Annotated in this window: 20 protein-coding genes; 10 read left to right on the top strand and 10 right to left on the bottom strand. The window is 66.9% G+C overall.

All coding sequences use genetic code 11. The features are described from left to right. Positions 1–58: 58 nt before the first annotated feature. Together ACQI46_RS08160 and ACQI46_RS08165 are read left to right on the top strand one after the other, a co-directional pair. On the top strand, positions 59–490 hold the full coding sequence (locus ACQI46_RS08160) for a DUF732 domain-containing protein (RefSeq protein WP_427093466.1): 432 nt from the start codon (positions 59–61) through the stop codon (positions 488–490). Positions 491–642: 152 nt separating this feature from the next. After that, the gene (locus tag ACQI46_RS08165; RefSeq protein WP_427093467.1) at positions 643–1,461 is read left to right on the top strand and encodes a class II glutamine amidotransferase; all 819 of its coding nucleotides are present in this window, start codon (positions 643–645) and stop codon (positions 1,459–1,461) included. Between the two features lie 7 nt (positions 1,462–1,468). Here the strand turns inward: ACQI46_RS08165 and ACQI46_RS08170 are convergent, their stop codons facing one another. Further along, positions 1,469–1,930 carry a nuclear transport factor 2 family protein gene (locus ACQI46_RS08170; RefSeq protein ID WP_427093468.1) on the bottom strand — a complete coding sequence of 154 codons (462 nt, stop codon included), beginning with the start codon at positions 1,928–1,930 and terminating at the stop codon, positions 1,469–1,471. A 79-nt stretch (positions 1,931–2,009) separates the two neighbouring features. Here ACQI46_RS08170 and ACQI46_RS08175 point away from each other — a divergent pair, with 79 nt between their 5' ends. Then, positions 2,010–2,792 carry a superoxide dismutase family protein gene (locus ACQI46_RS08175; RefSeq protein WP_427093469.1) on the top strand — a complete coding sequence of 261 codons (783 nt, stop codon included), beginning with the start codon at positions 2,010–2,012 and terminating at the stop codon, positions 2,790–2,792. A gap of 471 nt (positions 2,793–3,263) precedes the next feature. Here ACQI46_RS08175 and ACQI46_RS08180 read toward each other — a convergent pair whose 3' ends face one another. The 4 genes from ACQI46_RS08180 to ACQI46_RS08195 form a co-directional block, all read right to left on the bottom strand. Further along, entirely contained in the window at positions 3,264–3,572 is a 309-nt protein-coding gene (locus ACQI46_RS08180) for a hypothetical protein (protein WP_427093470.1), read from the bottom strand. A gap of 73 nt (positions 3,573–3,645) precedes the next feature. Beyond that, on the bottom strand, positions 3,646–4,404 hold the full coding sequence (locus ACQI46_RS08185) for a DUF427 domain-containing protein (protein WP_427093471.1): 759 nt from the start codon (positions 4,402–4,404) through the stop codon (positions 3,646–3,648). 8 nt (positions 4,405–4,412) lie between these two features. Beyond that, positions 4,413–4,712: a DUF732 domain-containing protein gene (locus ACQI46_RS08190; protein ID WP_427093472.1), complete on the bottom strand. Its 300-nt coding sequence runs from the start codon at positions 4,710–4,712 to the stop codon at positions 4,413–4,415. 85 nt (positions 4,713–4,797) lie between these two features. Next, entirely contained in the window at positions 4,798–4,950 is a 153-nt protein-coding gene (locus ACQI46_RS08195) for a hypothetical protein (protein ID WP_427093473.1), read from the bottom strand. A gap of 194 nt (positions 4,951–5,144) precedes the next feature. On the opposite strand from ACQI46_RS08195, the gene ACQI46_RS08200 reads away from it, so the two are divergent. From ACQI46_RS08200 to ACQI46_RS08210, 3 genes are read left to right on the top strand one after another with little or no spacing between them, the layout of a single operon-like run. Next, on the top strand, positions 5,145–6,005 hold the full coding sequence (locus ACQI46_RS08200) for a formate/nitrite transporter family protein (RefSeq protein ID WP_427093474.1): 861 nt from the start codon (positions 5,145–5,147) through the stop codon (positions 6,003–6,005). Further along, positions 6,002–6,451 (top strand): cyanase, encoded by a 450-nt coding sequence (gene cynS, locus ACQI46_RS08205; protein ID WP_427093475.1) that lies wholly within the window; start codon positions 6,002–6,004, stop codon positions 6,449–6,451. Before ACQI46_RS08200 ends, cynS begins: the two co-directional genes overlap by 4 nt. Beyond that, entirely contained in the window at positions 6,445–7,821 is a 1,377-nt protein-coding gene (locus tag ACQI46_RS08210; protein ID WP_427093476.1) for an acetamidase/formamidase family protein, read from the top strand. Before cynS ends, ACQI46_RS08210 begins: the two co-directional genes overlap by 7 nt. 1 nt (position 7,822) lies before the next feature. Here the strand turns inward: ACQI46_RS08210 and ACQI46_RS08215 are convergent, their stop codons facing one another. After that, the gene (locus ACQI46_RS08215; RefSeq protein WP_427093477.1) at positions 7,823–8,671 is read right to left on the bottom strand and encodes a sigma-70 family RNA polymerase sigma factor; all 849 of its coding nucleotides are present in this window, start codon (positions 8,669–8,671) and stop codon (positions 7,823–7,825) included. Positions 8,672–8,798: 127 nt separating this feature from the next. Here ACQI46_RS08215 and ACQI46_RS08220 point away from each other — a divergent pair, with 127 nt between their 5' ends. After that, positions 8,799–9,152, top strand: coding sequence for a DoxX family protein (locus tag ACQI46_RS08220; RefSeq protein ID WP_427093590.1), 354 nt, complete (start codon positions 8,799–8,801; stop codon positions 9,150–9,152). 4 nt (positions 9,153–9,156) lie between these two features. On the opposite strand, the gene ACQI46_RS08225 is transcribed toward ACQI46_RS08220, so the two are convergent. The 4 genes from ACQI46_RS08225 to ACQI46_RS08240 form a co-directional block, all read right to left on the bottom strand. Further along, entirely contained in the window at positions 9,157–9,405 is a 249-nt protein-coding gene (locus ACQI46_RS08225) for a hypothetical protein (protein WP_427093478.1), read from the bottom strand. A gap of 76 nt (positions 9,406–9,481) precedes the next feature. Further along, positions 9,482–10,789: an MFS transporter gene (locus tag ACQI46_RS08230; RefSeq protein WP_427093591.1), complete on the bottom strand. Its 1,308-nt coding sequence runs from the start codon at positions 10,787–10,789 to the stop codon at positions 9,482–9,484. A gap of 109 nt (positions 10,790–10,898) precedes the next feature. Beyond that, on the bottom strand, positions 10,899–11,204 hold the full coding sequence (locus ACQI46_RS08235; RefSeq protein ID WP_427093479.1) for a hypothetical protein: 306 nt from the start codon (positions 11,202–11,204) through the stop codon (positions 10,899–10,901). 123 nt (positions 11,205–11,327) lie between these two features. Beyond that, entirely contained in the window at positions 11,328–11,678 is a 351-nt protein-coding gene (locus ACQI46_RS08240; RefSeq protein ID WP_427093480.1) for a DUF732 domain-containing protein, read from the bottom strand. 243 nt (positions 11,679–11,921) lie between these two features. Between ACQI46_RS08240 and ACQI46_RS08245 the strand changes: the two genes are divergently transcribed. The 3 genes from ACQI46_RS08245 to ACQI46_RS08255 all read left to right on the top strand — a co-directional run bounded on the left by ACQI46_RS08245 (position 11,922) and on the right by ACQI46_RS08255 (position 13,070). Continuing rightward, complete coding sequence (locus ACQI46_RS08245; protein ID WP_427093481.1) at positions 11,922–12,260, top strand: STAS domain-containing protein; 339 nt, start codon at positions 11,922–11,924, stop codon at positions 12,258–12,260. A 138-nt stretch (positions 12,261–12,398) separates the two neighbouring features. Beyond that, positions 12,399–12,638, top strand: coding sequence for a CsbD family protein (locus ACQI46_RS08250; protein WP_427093482.1), 240 nt, complete (start codon positions 12,399–12,401; stop codon positions 12,636–12,638). A gap of 141 nt (positions 12,639–12,779) precedes the next feature. Next, positions 12,780–13,070: an STAS domain-containing protein gene (locus tag ACQI46_RS08255; protein WP_427093483.1), complete on the top strand. Its 291-nt coding sequence runs from the start codon at positions 12,780–12,782 to the stop codon at positions 13,068–13,070. Positions 13,071–13,487: the final 417 nt, after the last annotated feature.

Here is a 13,487-nt window from a genome sequence, read left to right on the forward strand (position 1 = left end):
GTCGGCAAGAGCGCACTGTCAAAGGTGACGGCAAAGACGCCCGACCTCAGGGGGAATCATGAACGTCACCGTGCACGCCGCAGCCGACGAACCTCTCCAAGCACGCGCACCGACCAGAGTTCTGGCGCTGGTGACCGCGGCCGCCATGCTGATTCTCGGTCTGTTGGGCCATGCGTTGTTGAGCGCTCCGACCGCCGAAGCTCTCACCCGGGATGAGCAGGTCTTCATCAGCCTCCTCCTCGAGGATGGCATCGGGCCGACCGCCGGCACCACCTACGAAGACCTTGCGTTCACCGGCCACGTGATCGCCTGGGACCTGCGCCGTGGTGTGAGCTTCGGCGACGCGGCATACGCCCTATGGCTCGACAACCCCGGACTCACCAGGGACGAAGCGATCAAGGTCGTCGCTGCAGCCCTGGTGGTGTTCGCTCCGGAACTGGTGCCGATCTACACCGGCGAGACAGGTCCACCGGCCGACATGGTCGCCTGAACTCCGATCCGCAATCTACGAGGACGCCGACCCGATGTCGGCGTCCTCTTTTGGATGCCGAGCGCTCGTGACGCCGAAACGCCGTGCCGCCAGCCGGCAAGAGAGTAGACAGGCTCCATGACCCCTCGTCACGGCAGCGGCCCGGTGACCTGATGTGTCGCCTGTTCGGCCTGCACGCCGGAAAGCCGGTGACCGCGACGTTCTGGCTGCTGGAGGCGCCCGACAGCCTCGCTGAGCAGAGCCATCGCAACCCGGACGGCACCGGGCTCGGCCTGTTCGACACCGACGGGACGCCGGTGGTGCGCAAGCAGCCGATGGCCGCGTGGCAGGACCGCGACTTCGCCACCGAGGCCCGCGAAATGACCGGGCAGACGTTCATCGCGCACGTCCGGTACGCGACCACCGGGGCCGCCGAGGACAAAAACACCCATCCGTTCGTGCAGGACCGGCGGATCTTCGCCCACAACGGAGTGGTGGGTGACCTCGACGTCCTCGACGCGCGGCTCACCACCCTCGGTGTCACCGACCTGGTGCTCGGCGACACCGATTCCGAGCGCGTCTTCGCATTGATCACCGCAGCGGTGCGCAACAACGGCGGCGACGTCGCAGCCGGCATCACCGAGTCGTTGAGCTGGCTGGTCGACAACGTCGCGATCTCGGCGGTCAACATCCTGTTGGCGACGGAGACCGATCTCTGGGCGTTGCGGTATCCCGAGACCCACGACTTGTATCTACTCGACCGCACCGGGGAGCGTCGTCGGGACTTCTCCCTGCACACCAACAGGATCAGTGCGCACAGCGACCATCTGGCCGATGCGCCGTCGGTGGTCTTCGCCACCGAGCGCATGGATGACGGCCCGTGGGAACCGCTCGGAGTCGGCGAGCTGGTCCATGTCGGGCCGGATCTCGACATCGACCGGCGCACCGTGCTGACCCGCTCCCCGTCGAGGCCGCTGGCCGCACCCGACTGATGTCAGCTCACCACAGCGGGATCTCGTGTCCGCGTTCGGATTCCGGGCGGGCTCCGAAGATTCGGCGTTGCGACTCGTCGATGGCGACGTCGTTGATGCTCGCCTCGCGCCGTGACATCAAGCCTTCCGGCGTGAACTCCCACAGCTCGTTGCCGTAGCTGCGGTACCACTGGCCGCTGGTGTCGCGGCTCTCGTACTGGAACCGGACCGCGATGCGGTTCTCGTCGAACACCCAGAGGCTCTTGCGCAACGCGTAGTCGAGTTCGCGTTCCCATTTGGCGGTCAGGAACGCGACGATCTCCTCACGGCCGACGAAATGCAGATCGCGGTTGCGCCAACGGGAATCCGGTGTGTACGCCAAGCTCACTCGGTGTGGGTCGCGGGTGTTCCAGGCGTCCTCGGCAGCCTGGACCTTCTGCAGGGCCGTCTCACGGGTGAAAGGGGGCAGGGGCGGGCGTGTCTCGGTCATCGTCTCAGCCTCTCATCGGAGCCCGCGCCGATCGACGGTGCGTCGTTTCAAGATCACCCAGTATGGGTACGGGGCGGCCATGAACAAGCATGTCACCGTCGCCATCGCTTCCCTCGCCGCTCCCGCCGCCGTCCTCGCCGGCTGCGCCAACCAGTCAGCTGAGGACGACTCGGCCACCACGACCACCACCACGTCCGACGCCGCGCAGGGGCTGACGGCTCAACTGACCACTGCCGACGGCACCGCCGTGGCTGATGCGACCATCGACTTCACCGGCGGCTTCGCGACCGTGACCATCGAAACCGTCGACGACAGCACCCTGTCACCGGGCTTCCACGGCCTGCATCTGCACCAGTTCGGCCGCTGCGAGGGCGCAGACTTCAGCTCGGCCGGCGAGCACTTCCAGGCACCCGGCCACACCGGTATGCCCGCCAGCGGAGACCTTCCGCCACTGCTGGTGCGCTCCGACAATGCCGGAAAGCTGGTCGCGACCACCGACGCTTTCACCGAAGGGGATCTGACCGGACCCAACGGCTCGTCGATCATGTTGCACCAAGGCGCTGACATGCCGGGCGCCACCGAGGGCGCCGATGTGCGGCTCGCGTGCGGCGTGATCAGCCCGGCGACTGCGCCCGCGGCGGAGACGACGACGACCGTGGTCACCGAGACGGTGCCGCCGGGCGCCCCCGTCCCACCTGCCGCGCCGGTGCCGTCACCGGGGGCAGAGACGACGACGCCCGCCACCCCGGCACCCGAAGGGTCCCCGACGCCCACCACCACGACCACCGTCACAGAGACCACCACGCCGCCGGAGACCACGACCACGACGGTTCCGGCGACACCGGCCCCGCCAGCGGGCTGACGCGTCAGGCGACGCTCATGCGGGAGCGAGGCGGGAGCGACGCGAAAGTGCCTTCGCGGTAGTGCGGCGCGCTTGGTGACTACGGTGAGGGCACTTTCGTGGCGGCCCGAGGGCTGACGGCTCATGGCGCCCCGAGGGTTGACGCGTTGAGACGGCGGCGGTGCTGATGCGGGAGCGACGCGAAAGTGCTCTCACGGTAGTGCGGCGCGCTTGGTGACTACGGTGAGGGCACTTTCGTGGCCGCCCGGAGGGTTGACGGCTCGTGGCCGCCCCGAGGGCTGACGCGCTCAGACGGCCCGAGGGCCGACGGCTCAGACGGCGGCGGCGCTCATGCGGGAGCGTCGCGAAAGTGCCTTCGCGGTAGTGCGGCGCGCTTGGTGACTACTGTGCGGGCACTTTCGTGGCGGCCCGAGGGCTGACGCGCTGAGACGGCGCCCCGAGGGTGAGACGGCGCCCCGAGGGTTGACGCGCTCAGACAGCGGCGGCGATGAAGGCCAAGATCGCCAACACCACGAGGATGAGGCCCGCCAGCACGATGAACGCACCCATCGACGCCTTGCGGTGCTCGGGGTCCGCGTCCGAACTCGCGGCCCCGCGGACCGACGTCTTCATCGTCGCGAAGAGATCCGACCACGCCACCCGCGAAAGGCCGCGCCGTGTCGCGGTCGCATCACGCATCGGCCTTTCGGGCACCGTCCCTGCGCCGTTGCCGTACATCACCAGGCCGATGACGATCGCCGCCGCCGCCAGCACCAGCAACGCAACACCGAGAACCACCATTCGCACGCCTCCTGATCGCTGATTCGCCAGAGACGGGAATACCCGCCGACGATTCGAACCGAACGCGCCCGACTCAGCTGAAGTGCGTCTGCGGCCGGGCCAGTTCGACCCCGTCGACCGTGATGTCCACCTTCTCGTTGTAGAACGCCACCATCGTCGCGATCGCTGACACCGCGGGCAGCGGTGTCTTGTAGCTCCACGCCAGGTCCGCATGCACGGTGTCCCCGGACCGCACCGACCAGTAGCGCGACGTGGTCCCCTTGTACGGGCACACCGTCTGCGTGTCCGACGGCTCCAGATGATCGAACACCACATCGGTACGATCGATGTAATACCTTGTGGGCAAGCTGGTTTCGAACAACAGCACCGGTGAGTGGGTATCGGCCAACGTCATCCCGTCCAGCTCCACGACCACGTGACGGTGTGACCGCACCGCGTCGACGCGCGCGTAGGGGTTGCGCGGATGCTTGAAGATCGGCTCGTCCTCCTCGAACCAGTCCAGCGCGTCCCACTCGAAGCGCACCAGCCCGGCGACCGGACCGTCACCGTCGTCGAACACCCGCGCCGCCGACGCCACCTCCCGACCACCCGCCCGCAGCCCGTACAACCGCGACGGTCCGAACTGAACCCGTTGCGGATGGTCCTCGTCGACCAGACAGTCACGCCGCACGTCGGTCAACGGCACGTAGTACTGCGGGTAGTACGGGATCTCCCAGACGTAGCGCGCCGCCGTCGTGTCGAACACCGGCTCGCCGTTGCAGAAGCCGCGTACCCGTCGCGGTGACGGCTCCACCCGACCGCGTTCGGCGGCACTTTGCGGGTAGTCAGCCACACCCACGCCTAAGACGGGCAGTACGAGCGTGTGGCGGCCTCGACGAAGAGCCCACTCTGCTCGGCGGTCCAACCGGCAGGGCCGACGATCTCGACCGCCACCTGATTCGCCGGCTGCCCGGCCGAGACGTACTCACAGATCGCCGTCGCGAGATCGATCGCATCGGCTGTGCTGGAGTACGGGATGCCCTTGGTGTCGATGGCATCGATGAAGACGTCGTCGGTATCTTCTGCACCGGCGGGAACAGCCAGCACAACGGCAACGGCGCCCGTCGCCGCGACGGCTCCGAAAACGCGACCCCCACGCACGCGAAACTCCTCCCCGGACGTTTGCCAGCGCCATCCAGCGTACGCCGCGCCGGGCTCCCGTATCCGCCTTTTCGGCGGCAGCGGCTCAATTCTCGTCCGGGATCTGGTGCCGCGTCTGGCTGCGCGCCGGCGCGTCCGGGTCGTCGTCGGAGTGCTCGAGCTTTTTCTGCAGTTCCTGCTGTTCAGCGGTGGCTTGAGTGGCGTCTTCAGGTGTCGGGGGGATCCTGCTCTGCTCCACGGGCGAAACCTCCATCGTCGGACACGTGTGCCCGACAGGGTTGTCCGAACGGGTCACGCCGAAACACCGCCGAACGCACAACGCCGTACCCGGCCGAGTGAGGAAGCGGCAACACGGTCGCATCGGCTGTGTCGCGGATCCGAAATATCGGACAGGGAACGTTCCGGCGTAACCGCTTCTCGGAAGGTTCTGTCATGTCATATGTGACTCCGTCGGACTTCGTCCACAAGATGATCGACGCCGGCGAGGCCAAAGCCACGATGTCGACCCGCGACACCCTCATCCGCGCGTACATGGCCGGCGCCATCCTGGCCATGGCCGCCGCCTTCGCGGTCACGATCACGGTGCAGACCGGCAACGCGCTGCTGGGCGCGGTGCTGTTCCCGGTCGGCTTCTGCCTGCTGTACCTGCTCGGCTTCGACCTGCTCACCGGCGTCTTCACGCTGGTGCCGCTGGCGCTGCTCGACAAGCGGCGCGGTGTGACCGTGCGGTCGATGCTGCGCAACTGGGGCTGGGTGTTCATCGGCAACTTCGCCGGCGCGATCACCGTCGCGCTGATGATGGCGATCGTGTTCACCTACGGATTCAGTGTGGACCCGAACGAAGTGGGCGTGCGGTTGGGCGAGATCGGACACAGCAGGACCGTCGGCTACGCCGAACACGGCGCGGCCGGGATGCTCACGCTGTTCATCCGCGGAGTGCTCTGCAACTGGATGGTGTCCACCGGCGTGGTTGCCGCGATGATGTCGACGAGCGTGTCCGGCAAGGTGATCGGGATGTGGATGCCGGTCATGCTGTTCTTCTACATGGGCTTCGAACACTCGATCGTCAACATGTTCCTGTTCCCGTCCGGACTGATGCTCGGCGGCGACTTCTCCATCGCCGACTACCTGATCTGGAACGAAATCCCCACGGTCGTCGGGAATCTCGTCGGTGGCCTGACCTTCGTCGGCTTGACTCTCTACGCCACCCACGCCCGCACCCGCCCGTCTCGCCTGACGCTGCCGGACGCTCCGCTGCCGACGACTCCGCGCCGAGAGGAAGTCAGTGCATGACCCCGATCATGGCCAAGTCCGACGCCGCGGACCTGATTGTCGCCGCCCGCATCCGGAACAAGTTGACGTGGGCCCAGATAGCCGAGGAGCTCGATGCCCCGCTGGTCTGGTGTGTGGCCGCCCTGCTGGGCCAGCATCCGATGTCCGCCGAGCAGGCCGAGAAGGTCTGTGCGCTACTCGATCTCGATGAATCCGTGGCCGAGAGCCTGCAACTGCAGCCCGCGCGGGGCATGGATCCGGCCATGCTCGCCGACCCCACCATCTACCGGTTCCACGAGGCCCTGTCAGTCTACGGTCCCGCTCTCAAAGAGCTCATCCACGAGGAGTTCGGTGACGGCATCATGAGCGCGATCAACTTCAACATCGACATCGCCCGCCGCGCGCATCCGGACGGCGACCGGGTCGTCGTCACCCTCGACGGCAAGTTCCTGGACTACCGATGGTGACCCAGGAGCCGGGCCAGGCCGCCGCTGGAGCGTCTGGGCGGCTCGCCGCCGAAACGCTCTGGAACGGCCTCGGCAGACGCGATTTCGTCCGCGCCGTCGCCGCCATCAGCGCCGGCGCCGGCGTCGCCGGCATGGCGGCGGCCTGTTCGAACAGCAGCGGGCCCGTCACTCCGACAGCGTCGGAGTTCACCGTCCTGCAGCCCGGGCAAGGCGAACTCGGCGCCGATCATTACCTGCCGTCGACCCCGGATCAGGTGTTGTGGGGGTACGTCCCCAACGTGCACGCAGACCCTGTCCTGACGATGCGGTCCGGGCAGACCGTCACCGTCGACGCGGTCAGCCACGAAGGCATCCTCGAAGACCAGGGCCGCGACCCGGCCGAGTATTTCGGTGGCCACGGCGTGGATCGCAGCGACATCCTCGATGACGCGATCGCGATCGCCGCGGACTATCGGCGCACCCCGAGAAACTTCGACAAAGACGGACCCCATGTGGTGACCGGACCCGTGTTCGTCGAAGGCGCCGAACCCGGTGACGTGCTGAAAATCGATATCCTGCAGGCCATCCCGCGGGTTCCCTACGGTGTGGTGTCGAGCCGGCACGGCAAGGGTGCACTGGCCCGCACCGCCGACGGGGCAGCGCCTGTCGGTCTCTCCGTGCAGCAGGTCATGCCCCCGGTGGTCGAGGACAAGCGATCCAGCGCGGAACCCATTGGCTACGGGAACGTCTCGACCTTCACCCGCGTCGAGGACGGCCAGGGCGTCATGAGCTACGGCCCCGGCCAGGTGCGGTTCCCGTTGCGGCCCTTCATGGGCATGATGGGGGTCGCGTACTCGCAGGACACCGAACTGACCGCGGCCAGCGCCAATTCGATCCCGCCGACCGTCGGCGGCGGCAACATCGACATCCGGCTGCTCGGCGAAGGCGCCACCTTCTACCTGCCGGTGTTCGCGCCCGGCGCGTTGTTCTACGTCGGCGACCCGCACATGGCCATGGGCGATGGCGAGGTCGCGTTGACGGCGATGGAAGGTTCTCTGCGCGGCACCTACCGGCTGACCGTGTGCAAGCCCGGATCTGGTGACGCACCCTCGGTGGCCTATCGGTATCCGTTCGCCGAGACCGCGGACGCGTGGATACCGATCGGGTTGTCCGATCCCGACGGATCACTCGGCGGACAGGGCAGCGACCTCGACGTGGCGATGCGGCAGGCCGTGGTCAACGCGCTGGACTTCCTGGAAACCGACCGCGGCATGGACCGCGCCACCGCGTATGCGTATCTGTCTGCGGCGGCGGACTTCTCGGTGTCCCAGGTGGTCGACCGCACCGTCGGTGTACACGGTCAGGTGTACAAGGCCCACTTCGACACCTGAGTCACGCAGGGAAGAACCGATCGCCGGGCCGCACCGGCCGGATCGCGATCGTGGTGATGACGTCATGCGCCGTGTGGATGTCGATGACGGCCAGCGGATGTCCGCCGGGTGCGATGACATCGACGATGCGGCCGTCGAGCCGCAACGGTGTACTGACCGAGATGCGGGGGAGGAACGACCGGGTCTCCTCGGCGACCGCGCCCGCGCCGCGCACCGTCGGCGCGGTCCCCGCCGGCAACAGCTCAGGATCTGCCTGCCGCACACAGTCGGGGGCCAACAAAGTGACCATGCGCGCCGTGTCGCCGCCGCGTGCGGCACGCAGAAACTCCTCGACGATCTCGCGATGTCGGCGTTCGTCGTTGGGAGACAGGTGGTCTGAGGCTGCGGGGCTGATGCGGGCGCGGGCCCTGCTCGCGTGCTTCTTGGCTGCACCCGGCGTGGTGCCGAGCGTGGTGGCGATGTCGTCGAACGGCACCGAGAACAGATCGTGCAGGACGTAGGCGACCCGCTGCGCGGGCGTCAGCGACGTCAGGAGCACCAGCAGCGCTCGTGACACGTCCTCCCGGCGCAGCATGTCCTCGTCGGCGGCCGCAGCCGCCTGCTCCGTGTGTTCCAGTGTCTCGGCCAACATCTGGCGACGCCGACGCTCCCGCAGCTCGTCCAGGCACACCGACCCCACCACGGTCGTCAGCCAGGCCGCCGGATTGTCGACGTCGTCGCTGGACGCCGACCGGGTGCGCAGCCACGCCGTCTGCACGGCGTCCTCGGCGTCGTGCACCGACCCCACCATTCGGTACGCGACCGACAACAACCGTGGCCGCGCCTGCTCGAAAACATCCGTCGAGATCACCGTGTCACCTTTCGGTCACGCGAAACGTCATCACCTGTGAGAGCAGTCGATGAGACGGAAAGGACGGCGACGTGGGAAGCATACCGAGACGATCCGGGTGGAGGCGGCGACTGTGCCCGATGTACTGATGTGGACTCTGGCCGCAGTGACGGCGCTATGCGCGGTGGCCAACATCGCAGTGGCCGTGGCGGATTGGGGCAAAGCCCCGTTTGTGCTGGCGAACTCGGCCGAGGTGGGCGTGGCCGTGGGCGCGATCCCGTACCTGGCGAGCTTGAAGGCGGCCGGTGCGCTCGGCCTCGTGGCCGGCTTCGCACTCACCCCGTGGCTCGGCCTGGCCGCCGCAGTAGGGCTGGTGCTGTTCTTCGTCGGAGCCGTCGCGGTGCATGTGCGCACCAGAGTGCTGCACAACATCGCTTTCCCGGTGGCGTACCTGCTGCTCGCCATCGGCGCCACCGCGTACTTCGCGGTGGCGATGGGGTAGGGGGTCAGATCCGGACGACAGAGCTGATCTTGATCTGCGCGGTTTCACACCGCCGGCACGCCAATGGCCGGATCTTCAAGCGGACGTTGGCGATTCGCAATGCACGCTGGCACATCGGGTAGGGGCAGCCGCAGGAGAGCCGGACCCACCACTGCGCGGGGTGAGCGAGCGGGCCGCAGAAGTTTCGGCAACTGCACAGGATTTCGGGCTCGAAGTCGAGTTCTGCCAGCGACGGCTCGAGCAGTGTGGTCACGGCCTCTGAATCTAAAGTGAAGGTCGAGACTTTTGCGGGAGGCGCGCGCGAGAAATCGATATGCGGCGCGCCACGGTCAGCGGCGGCCGCTCACATGTGCGGCGGCGTCGCGCGGCAGCCGCAGGGTTTCGACCAGCGTGACGGCCAGCACCAGCCCCAGCGCCACGAACGTCCACGCATAGGAAGTGAGCGTGGTCAGCAGCACCGCCGCGATGGCGATTCCCAGCCCGGAGGCGAGCTCCTGCACCGTCGCATTCAGGGTGTTCGCGTGGGTCATCTGCTCGCCGTCGACATCGGCGAAGGCCAGGCTGTTGTAGGCGGTGAAGCCGATCGAGCGCAACGCGCCGCTGACGTACAGCACCGCGGCGATCACGTAGATCGGCAACTCGGGCCGCAACGCGGCCAGCACGCCGAACCAGACCACCGACACCAGCCCGTTGACCAGCAGGACCTGACGGATGCCGAACCGGCGCATCAATGGCGTGGTGAGCGGCTTGATGGTCAGATTGCCCACGAACAGCGCCGTCACCATGAGGCCCGCCGAGAACGCCGACCAGCCGAACTCCAGCTGGAACATCAGCGGCAGCAGGAACGGCACCGCAGTGATCACCAGCCGGTACAGCGAGCCGCCGGCGACGGTGATCCGCAATGTGCGCACCCGCAGCACAGCCAGCCTGATCAGCGGTGTCGACGCGCGGCGCAGATGCCACACCGCCGCGGACAGACAACACAGGGCCGCCACCACGCCGCAACCGACCTGCACCCACGGTGTCCCCGTGACCCGGACGTGCTCCAGAGCGATCAACGCCGCGGCGATCCCGGTCCCCAGCAGCGCCAGCCCCCGCCAGTCGAACGGGCCGGGCGTCGCAGCGGCGTCACCGCGAATCAGCTTGGCGGCAAGCAGCAGTCCGACGATGCCGATCGGAATGTTGACGAAGAAGATCCAGCGCCAGGATCCCGCGGTTGCGATCGCGCCGCCCAACGCCGGCGCCAGCACCGGAGCCGTCAGCGCGGGCCAGGTCAGCAACGCGATCGCGCGTACCAGATCGGTCTTGGCGGTGTGGCGCAGCACCGCGAGCCTGCCGACCGGAACCATCATCGCGCCGCCGACCCCCTGGAGCACCCGCATGGCCACCAGCATCGGCAGCGACGTACTCAACGCACACCCCACCGAGGCCAGCGTGAACACCGCGATGGCAGCGAGGAACACCGGTCGGACGCCGAACCTGTTCGCCAACCATCCACTGGCCGGGATCAGCACCGCCACCGTGACCAGGTACGCCGAGATCGCGATGTTGACGTCCACCGGCGCCACACCGAACGACGCCGCGATCGCCGGGATGGCCGGCGCGATGATCGTCGCGTCGAGGATCTCCATGAACATCGCGCCGGCAACCAGCAGCGCCGCCCCGCGGGGATAGGACAGGGCAGCAGACGCGGTGTCGGGCACGGACGTAGAACCTAGACGCTCCGGCCGTCGCGCGCCGGTCCGCTCAGACGGAGCAGTCCAACATCACCGTCACCTTCGGGGGCTGTGTCACCCGGAAGACGTTGATGTCGTCGTCGTCGTTGATGACGAAAGGTTGACGCGGCACCGGATGGCTGTGCACTCCCTGTACCGAACACTGTTCCATCGGTGCGCTTCCGACGCGGCTGATCCGCACGTCAAAGCCTTGCGCGCGAAGCTGATTGATGGTCGTGGACGACGAGTCGCCACCCGAGGGAGCCGCCATGGACGGTGCGGCGAAGGCCAGCAGCGCGCCGACCGACAGTGCGCTTGCGCCGATGATCTTGTTCACGATGAGTCTCCCTGCGACAGTGGGCACTTGCGACCACGATGATTTTTAAGTGACTTCATCGTGGCCAAGCGCTCGCTGCAACGCTTGGAGTCTGCGTGGAGATTCCGTGGAGATTTCGGCCCGTCAGCCGCCGACGACGGCCTGATACATCGGGCAGTACGCGCTGACTGCCCCCCGCATCAACCCTGCGGCGGCGGCCGGGCCGAGTCCCTCGGCTTGGAGGGACTGCATCAGGTCGGTCTGGATGCGCACTGGGTCGACGTGGTTCGCGGCACCCTCGGCGACGATGTCGCAGATGTTGTTGCCGGCCTCGACCGCCTGTTCCTCCGAGGCGAACGTCACGCCGAGTTTCTGCAACAGCGCGAGGAACTCGGCATCGGAGTCGATGGCCCCGGCGCTGTGCATACCGACCACCGCCGGGACGCCGACAGCCGCGGCGGCGATGATCGACGAGACGACGTGGCGTGCGCGCATGGTGCCTCCCGGGGCGTTGGTCTGCCGCGGATGCTAGCTCGGCGGACACCGCCGATCCGTGAACCGGCGGTCGCGTCGGCGCGGCGCTCGGACGAGACGCCAGATCACGATCAGGTAAGGTCGACGTCGACCCCGATGACTGCATGGTCGTCGGGTTTCGATGACATTCGGGTTCAGACCGCAGCCTCCCGGACAACCCGCGACCGCGCATGCGCGGCCACAGGAAGAGACGAGGCAGCAGACGTGCAGCAATTCACCGAACACGAGGTTGACGGCGCGGTCGTCGTCGCGGCTGTCGGTGCTGTCGACATGCTGACCGCCCCGCAGCTGCAGGACGTCATCACCGCCGCCGTCGATCGCAAGCCCAGCGGCCTGATCATCGATCTGACCGATGTCGACTTCCTCGGTTCGGCCGGGATGCAGGTGCTGATGGCGACCCGCAACCAGCTCGGCCCGGATACCAGATTCGCGGTGGTCGCCGACGGTCCCGCCACCAGCCGCCCCCTGAAGATCACCGGCATCTCCGACTACATCGAAATGTTCGCCACCCTCGATCTCGCGCTGAAAACCCTCGCCGACTGACGCAGCTCGCCCAGTCGGCTGATAACGGAATGTTTGCGATTTTCACGAGTCGGGAACAAAAGCCTCGCGCTACAGCCATGCTGGTCCCGGACACGGCTTGACGGTCGCCGGGCAGGAGTACTGCGAAGGAGCACTTCGATGGGTGACAACAACTCGGGTCCAGAAGAAGCAATCAAGGGCGTCGTCGAGGGCGCCAAGGGCAAAGCCAAAGAGGTCGTCGGCGTGGTGACCGGCCGCGACGACCTGCAGCGAGAAGGCAAAGCCCAGCAGGACAAGGCCGACGCGCAGCGCGAGGCCGCCCAGAAGGAAGCCGAAGCCGAGAGCGCACGCGCAGCCGCGAAAGCCAATGAAGAGCGTCAACGCGCCGAGCAGTCATAGGCCGATGGGCAGCACGCTGACGCGATGACTGTCACGTCCATACGCAGCAGGTCAGCCGACTGTCGAAGCTTCTCCATAGCGTCGACAGAACTGGTGGTGGGGACCCGCTCGCAGGGACGTGGAGCAAGTCGAGAAGTCACGGTGTCAGTGTCAGGCGAGGTCGACGCGGCCAACGCCAAGCATTTCGCTCATACCGTCCGAGAAGCTGTCGGGCAGTGCGCCACGTTGGTCCTCGACTTGAGTGCGGTGCACTTCATGGCGTTCGACGGCGCCTCGGCCTTGTATGCGTTGAGTGCGCACCTCGCTCGAGAGGACACCAGCTGGTGTGTGGTGGGCAGTCCGTCGGTGGCGCGGGTGCTGCAACTGTGCGATCCCGAAGGACTGATCCCGCTCGCCGATGTCGCCCCGATCCGTGGCGCCGAGCCCGCCTGACCCAGCTTTGTGACCCGGTCGGGCGCCCGCAGCGAATTGTGTCCAGACCCTCCCGGCGTTGTGTCGCAAGTCGCCGCGCCATGCCCCGCAAGTCGAGAAATAAGCGCGTGACGTCCGCTGTGATCTACCGCTCACTTTGCCCGGCAAACCTAAGAATTTGTTATTGAAAAGTTTGCGATGCGTTTTCCTTGATTCCTTGCGGCTGATCTGATCGCCGCAGGTCGCCGCGGATTTCGTGGTTGCTGTTCACGGTAGCCGGTGAACGGACGAAGAATTTCTTAAGCGATACCTGAGAAGTGTTGTGGCGCTTGTCCATAACGGGAAACCGGCTGTTCGTGACCTTGAAATTCCGTGGCTAAAGTGGAATCAGGTCGCTCCCCACTGGGGGCCAGGACAGCAGATCTAGGCCGGATGCAG

It is taken from the genome of Mycobacterium sp. SMC-4, from assembly GCF_050205565.1.
In the GTDB taxonomy this organism is placed as follows: domain Bacteria; phylum Actinomycetota; class Actinomycetes; order Mycobacteriales; family Mycobacteriaceae; genus Mycobacterium.

Excerpts from the sequence above, each read along its gene's own strand:
- ACQI46_RS08230 (WP_427093591.1), bottom strand. The coding sequence starts at position 10,789 with ATGTTCATGGAGATCCTCGACGCGACGATCATCGCGCCGGCCATCCCG.
- ACQI46_RS08220 (WP_427093590.1), top strand. The coding sequence starts at position 8,799 with ATGTGGACTCTGGCCGCAGTGACGGCGCTATGCGCGGTGGCCAACATC.
- ACQI46_RS08240 (WP_427093480.1), bottom strand. The coding sequence starts at position 11,678 with ATGCGCGCACGCCACGTCGTCTCGTCGATCATCGCCGCCGCGGCTGTC.
- ACQI46_RS08175 (WP_427093469.1), top strand. The coding sequence starts at position 2,010 with ATGAACAAGCATGTCACCGTCGCCATCGCTTCCCTCGCCGCTCCCGCC.
- ACQI46_RS08200 (WP_427093474.1), top strand. The coding sequence starts at position 5,145 with ATGTCATATGTGACTCCGTCGGACTTCGTCCACAAGATGATCGACGCC.
- ACQI46_RS08250 (WP_427093482.1), top strand. The coding sequence starts at position 12,399 with ATGGGTGACAACAACTCGGGTCCAGAAGAAGCAATCAAGGGCGTCGTC.
- ACQI46_RS08165 (WP_427093467.1), top strand. The coding sequence starts at position 643 with ATGTGTCGCCTGTTCGGCCTGCACGCCGGAAAGCCGGTGACCGCGACG.
- ACQI46_RS08170 (WP_427093468.1), bottom strand. The coding sequence starts at position 1,930 with ATGACCGAGACACGCCCGCCCCTGCCCCCTTTCACCCGTGAGACGGCC.
- ACQI46_RS08210 (WP_427093476.1), top strand. The coding sequence starts at position 6,445 with ATGGTGACCCAGGAGCCGGGCCAGGCCGCCGCTGGAGCGTCTGGGCGG.
- cynS (WP_427093475.1), top strand. The coding sequence starts at position 6,002 with ATGACCCCGATCATGGCCAAGTCCGACGCCGCGGACCTGATTGTCGCC.
- ACQI46_RS08180 (WP_427093470.1), bottom strand. The coding sequence starts at position 3,572 with ATGGTGGTTCTCGGTGTTGCGTTGCTGGTGCTGGCGGCGGCGGCGATC.
- ACQI46_RS08160 (WP_427093466.1), top strand. The coding sequence starts at position 59 with ATGAACGTCACCGTGCACGCCGCAGCCGACGAACCTCTCCAAGCACGC.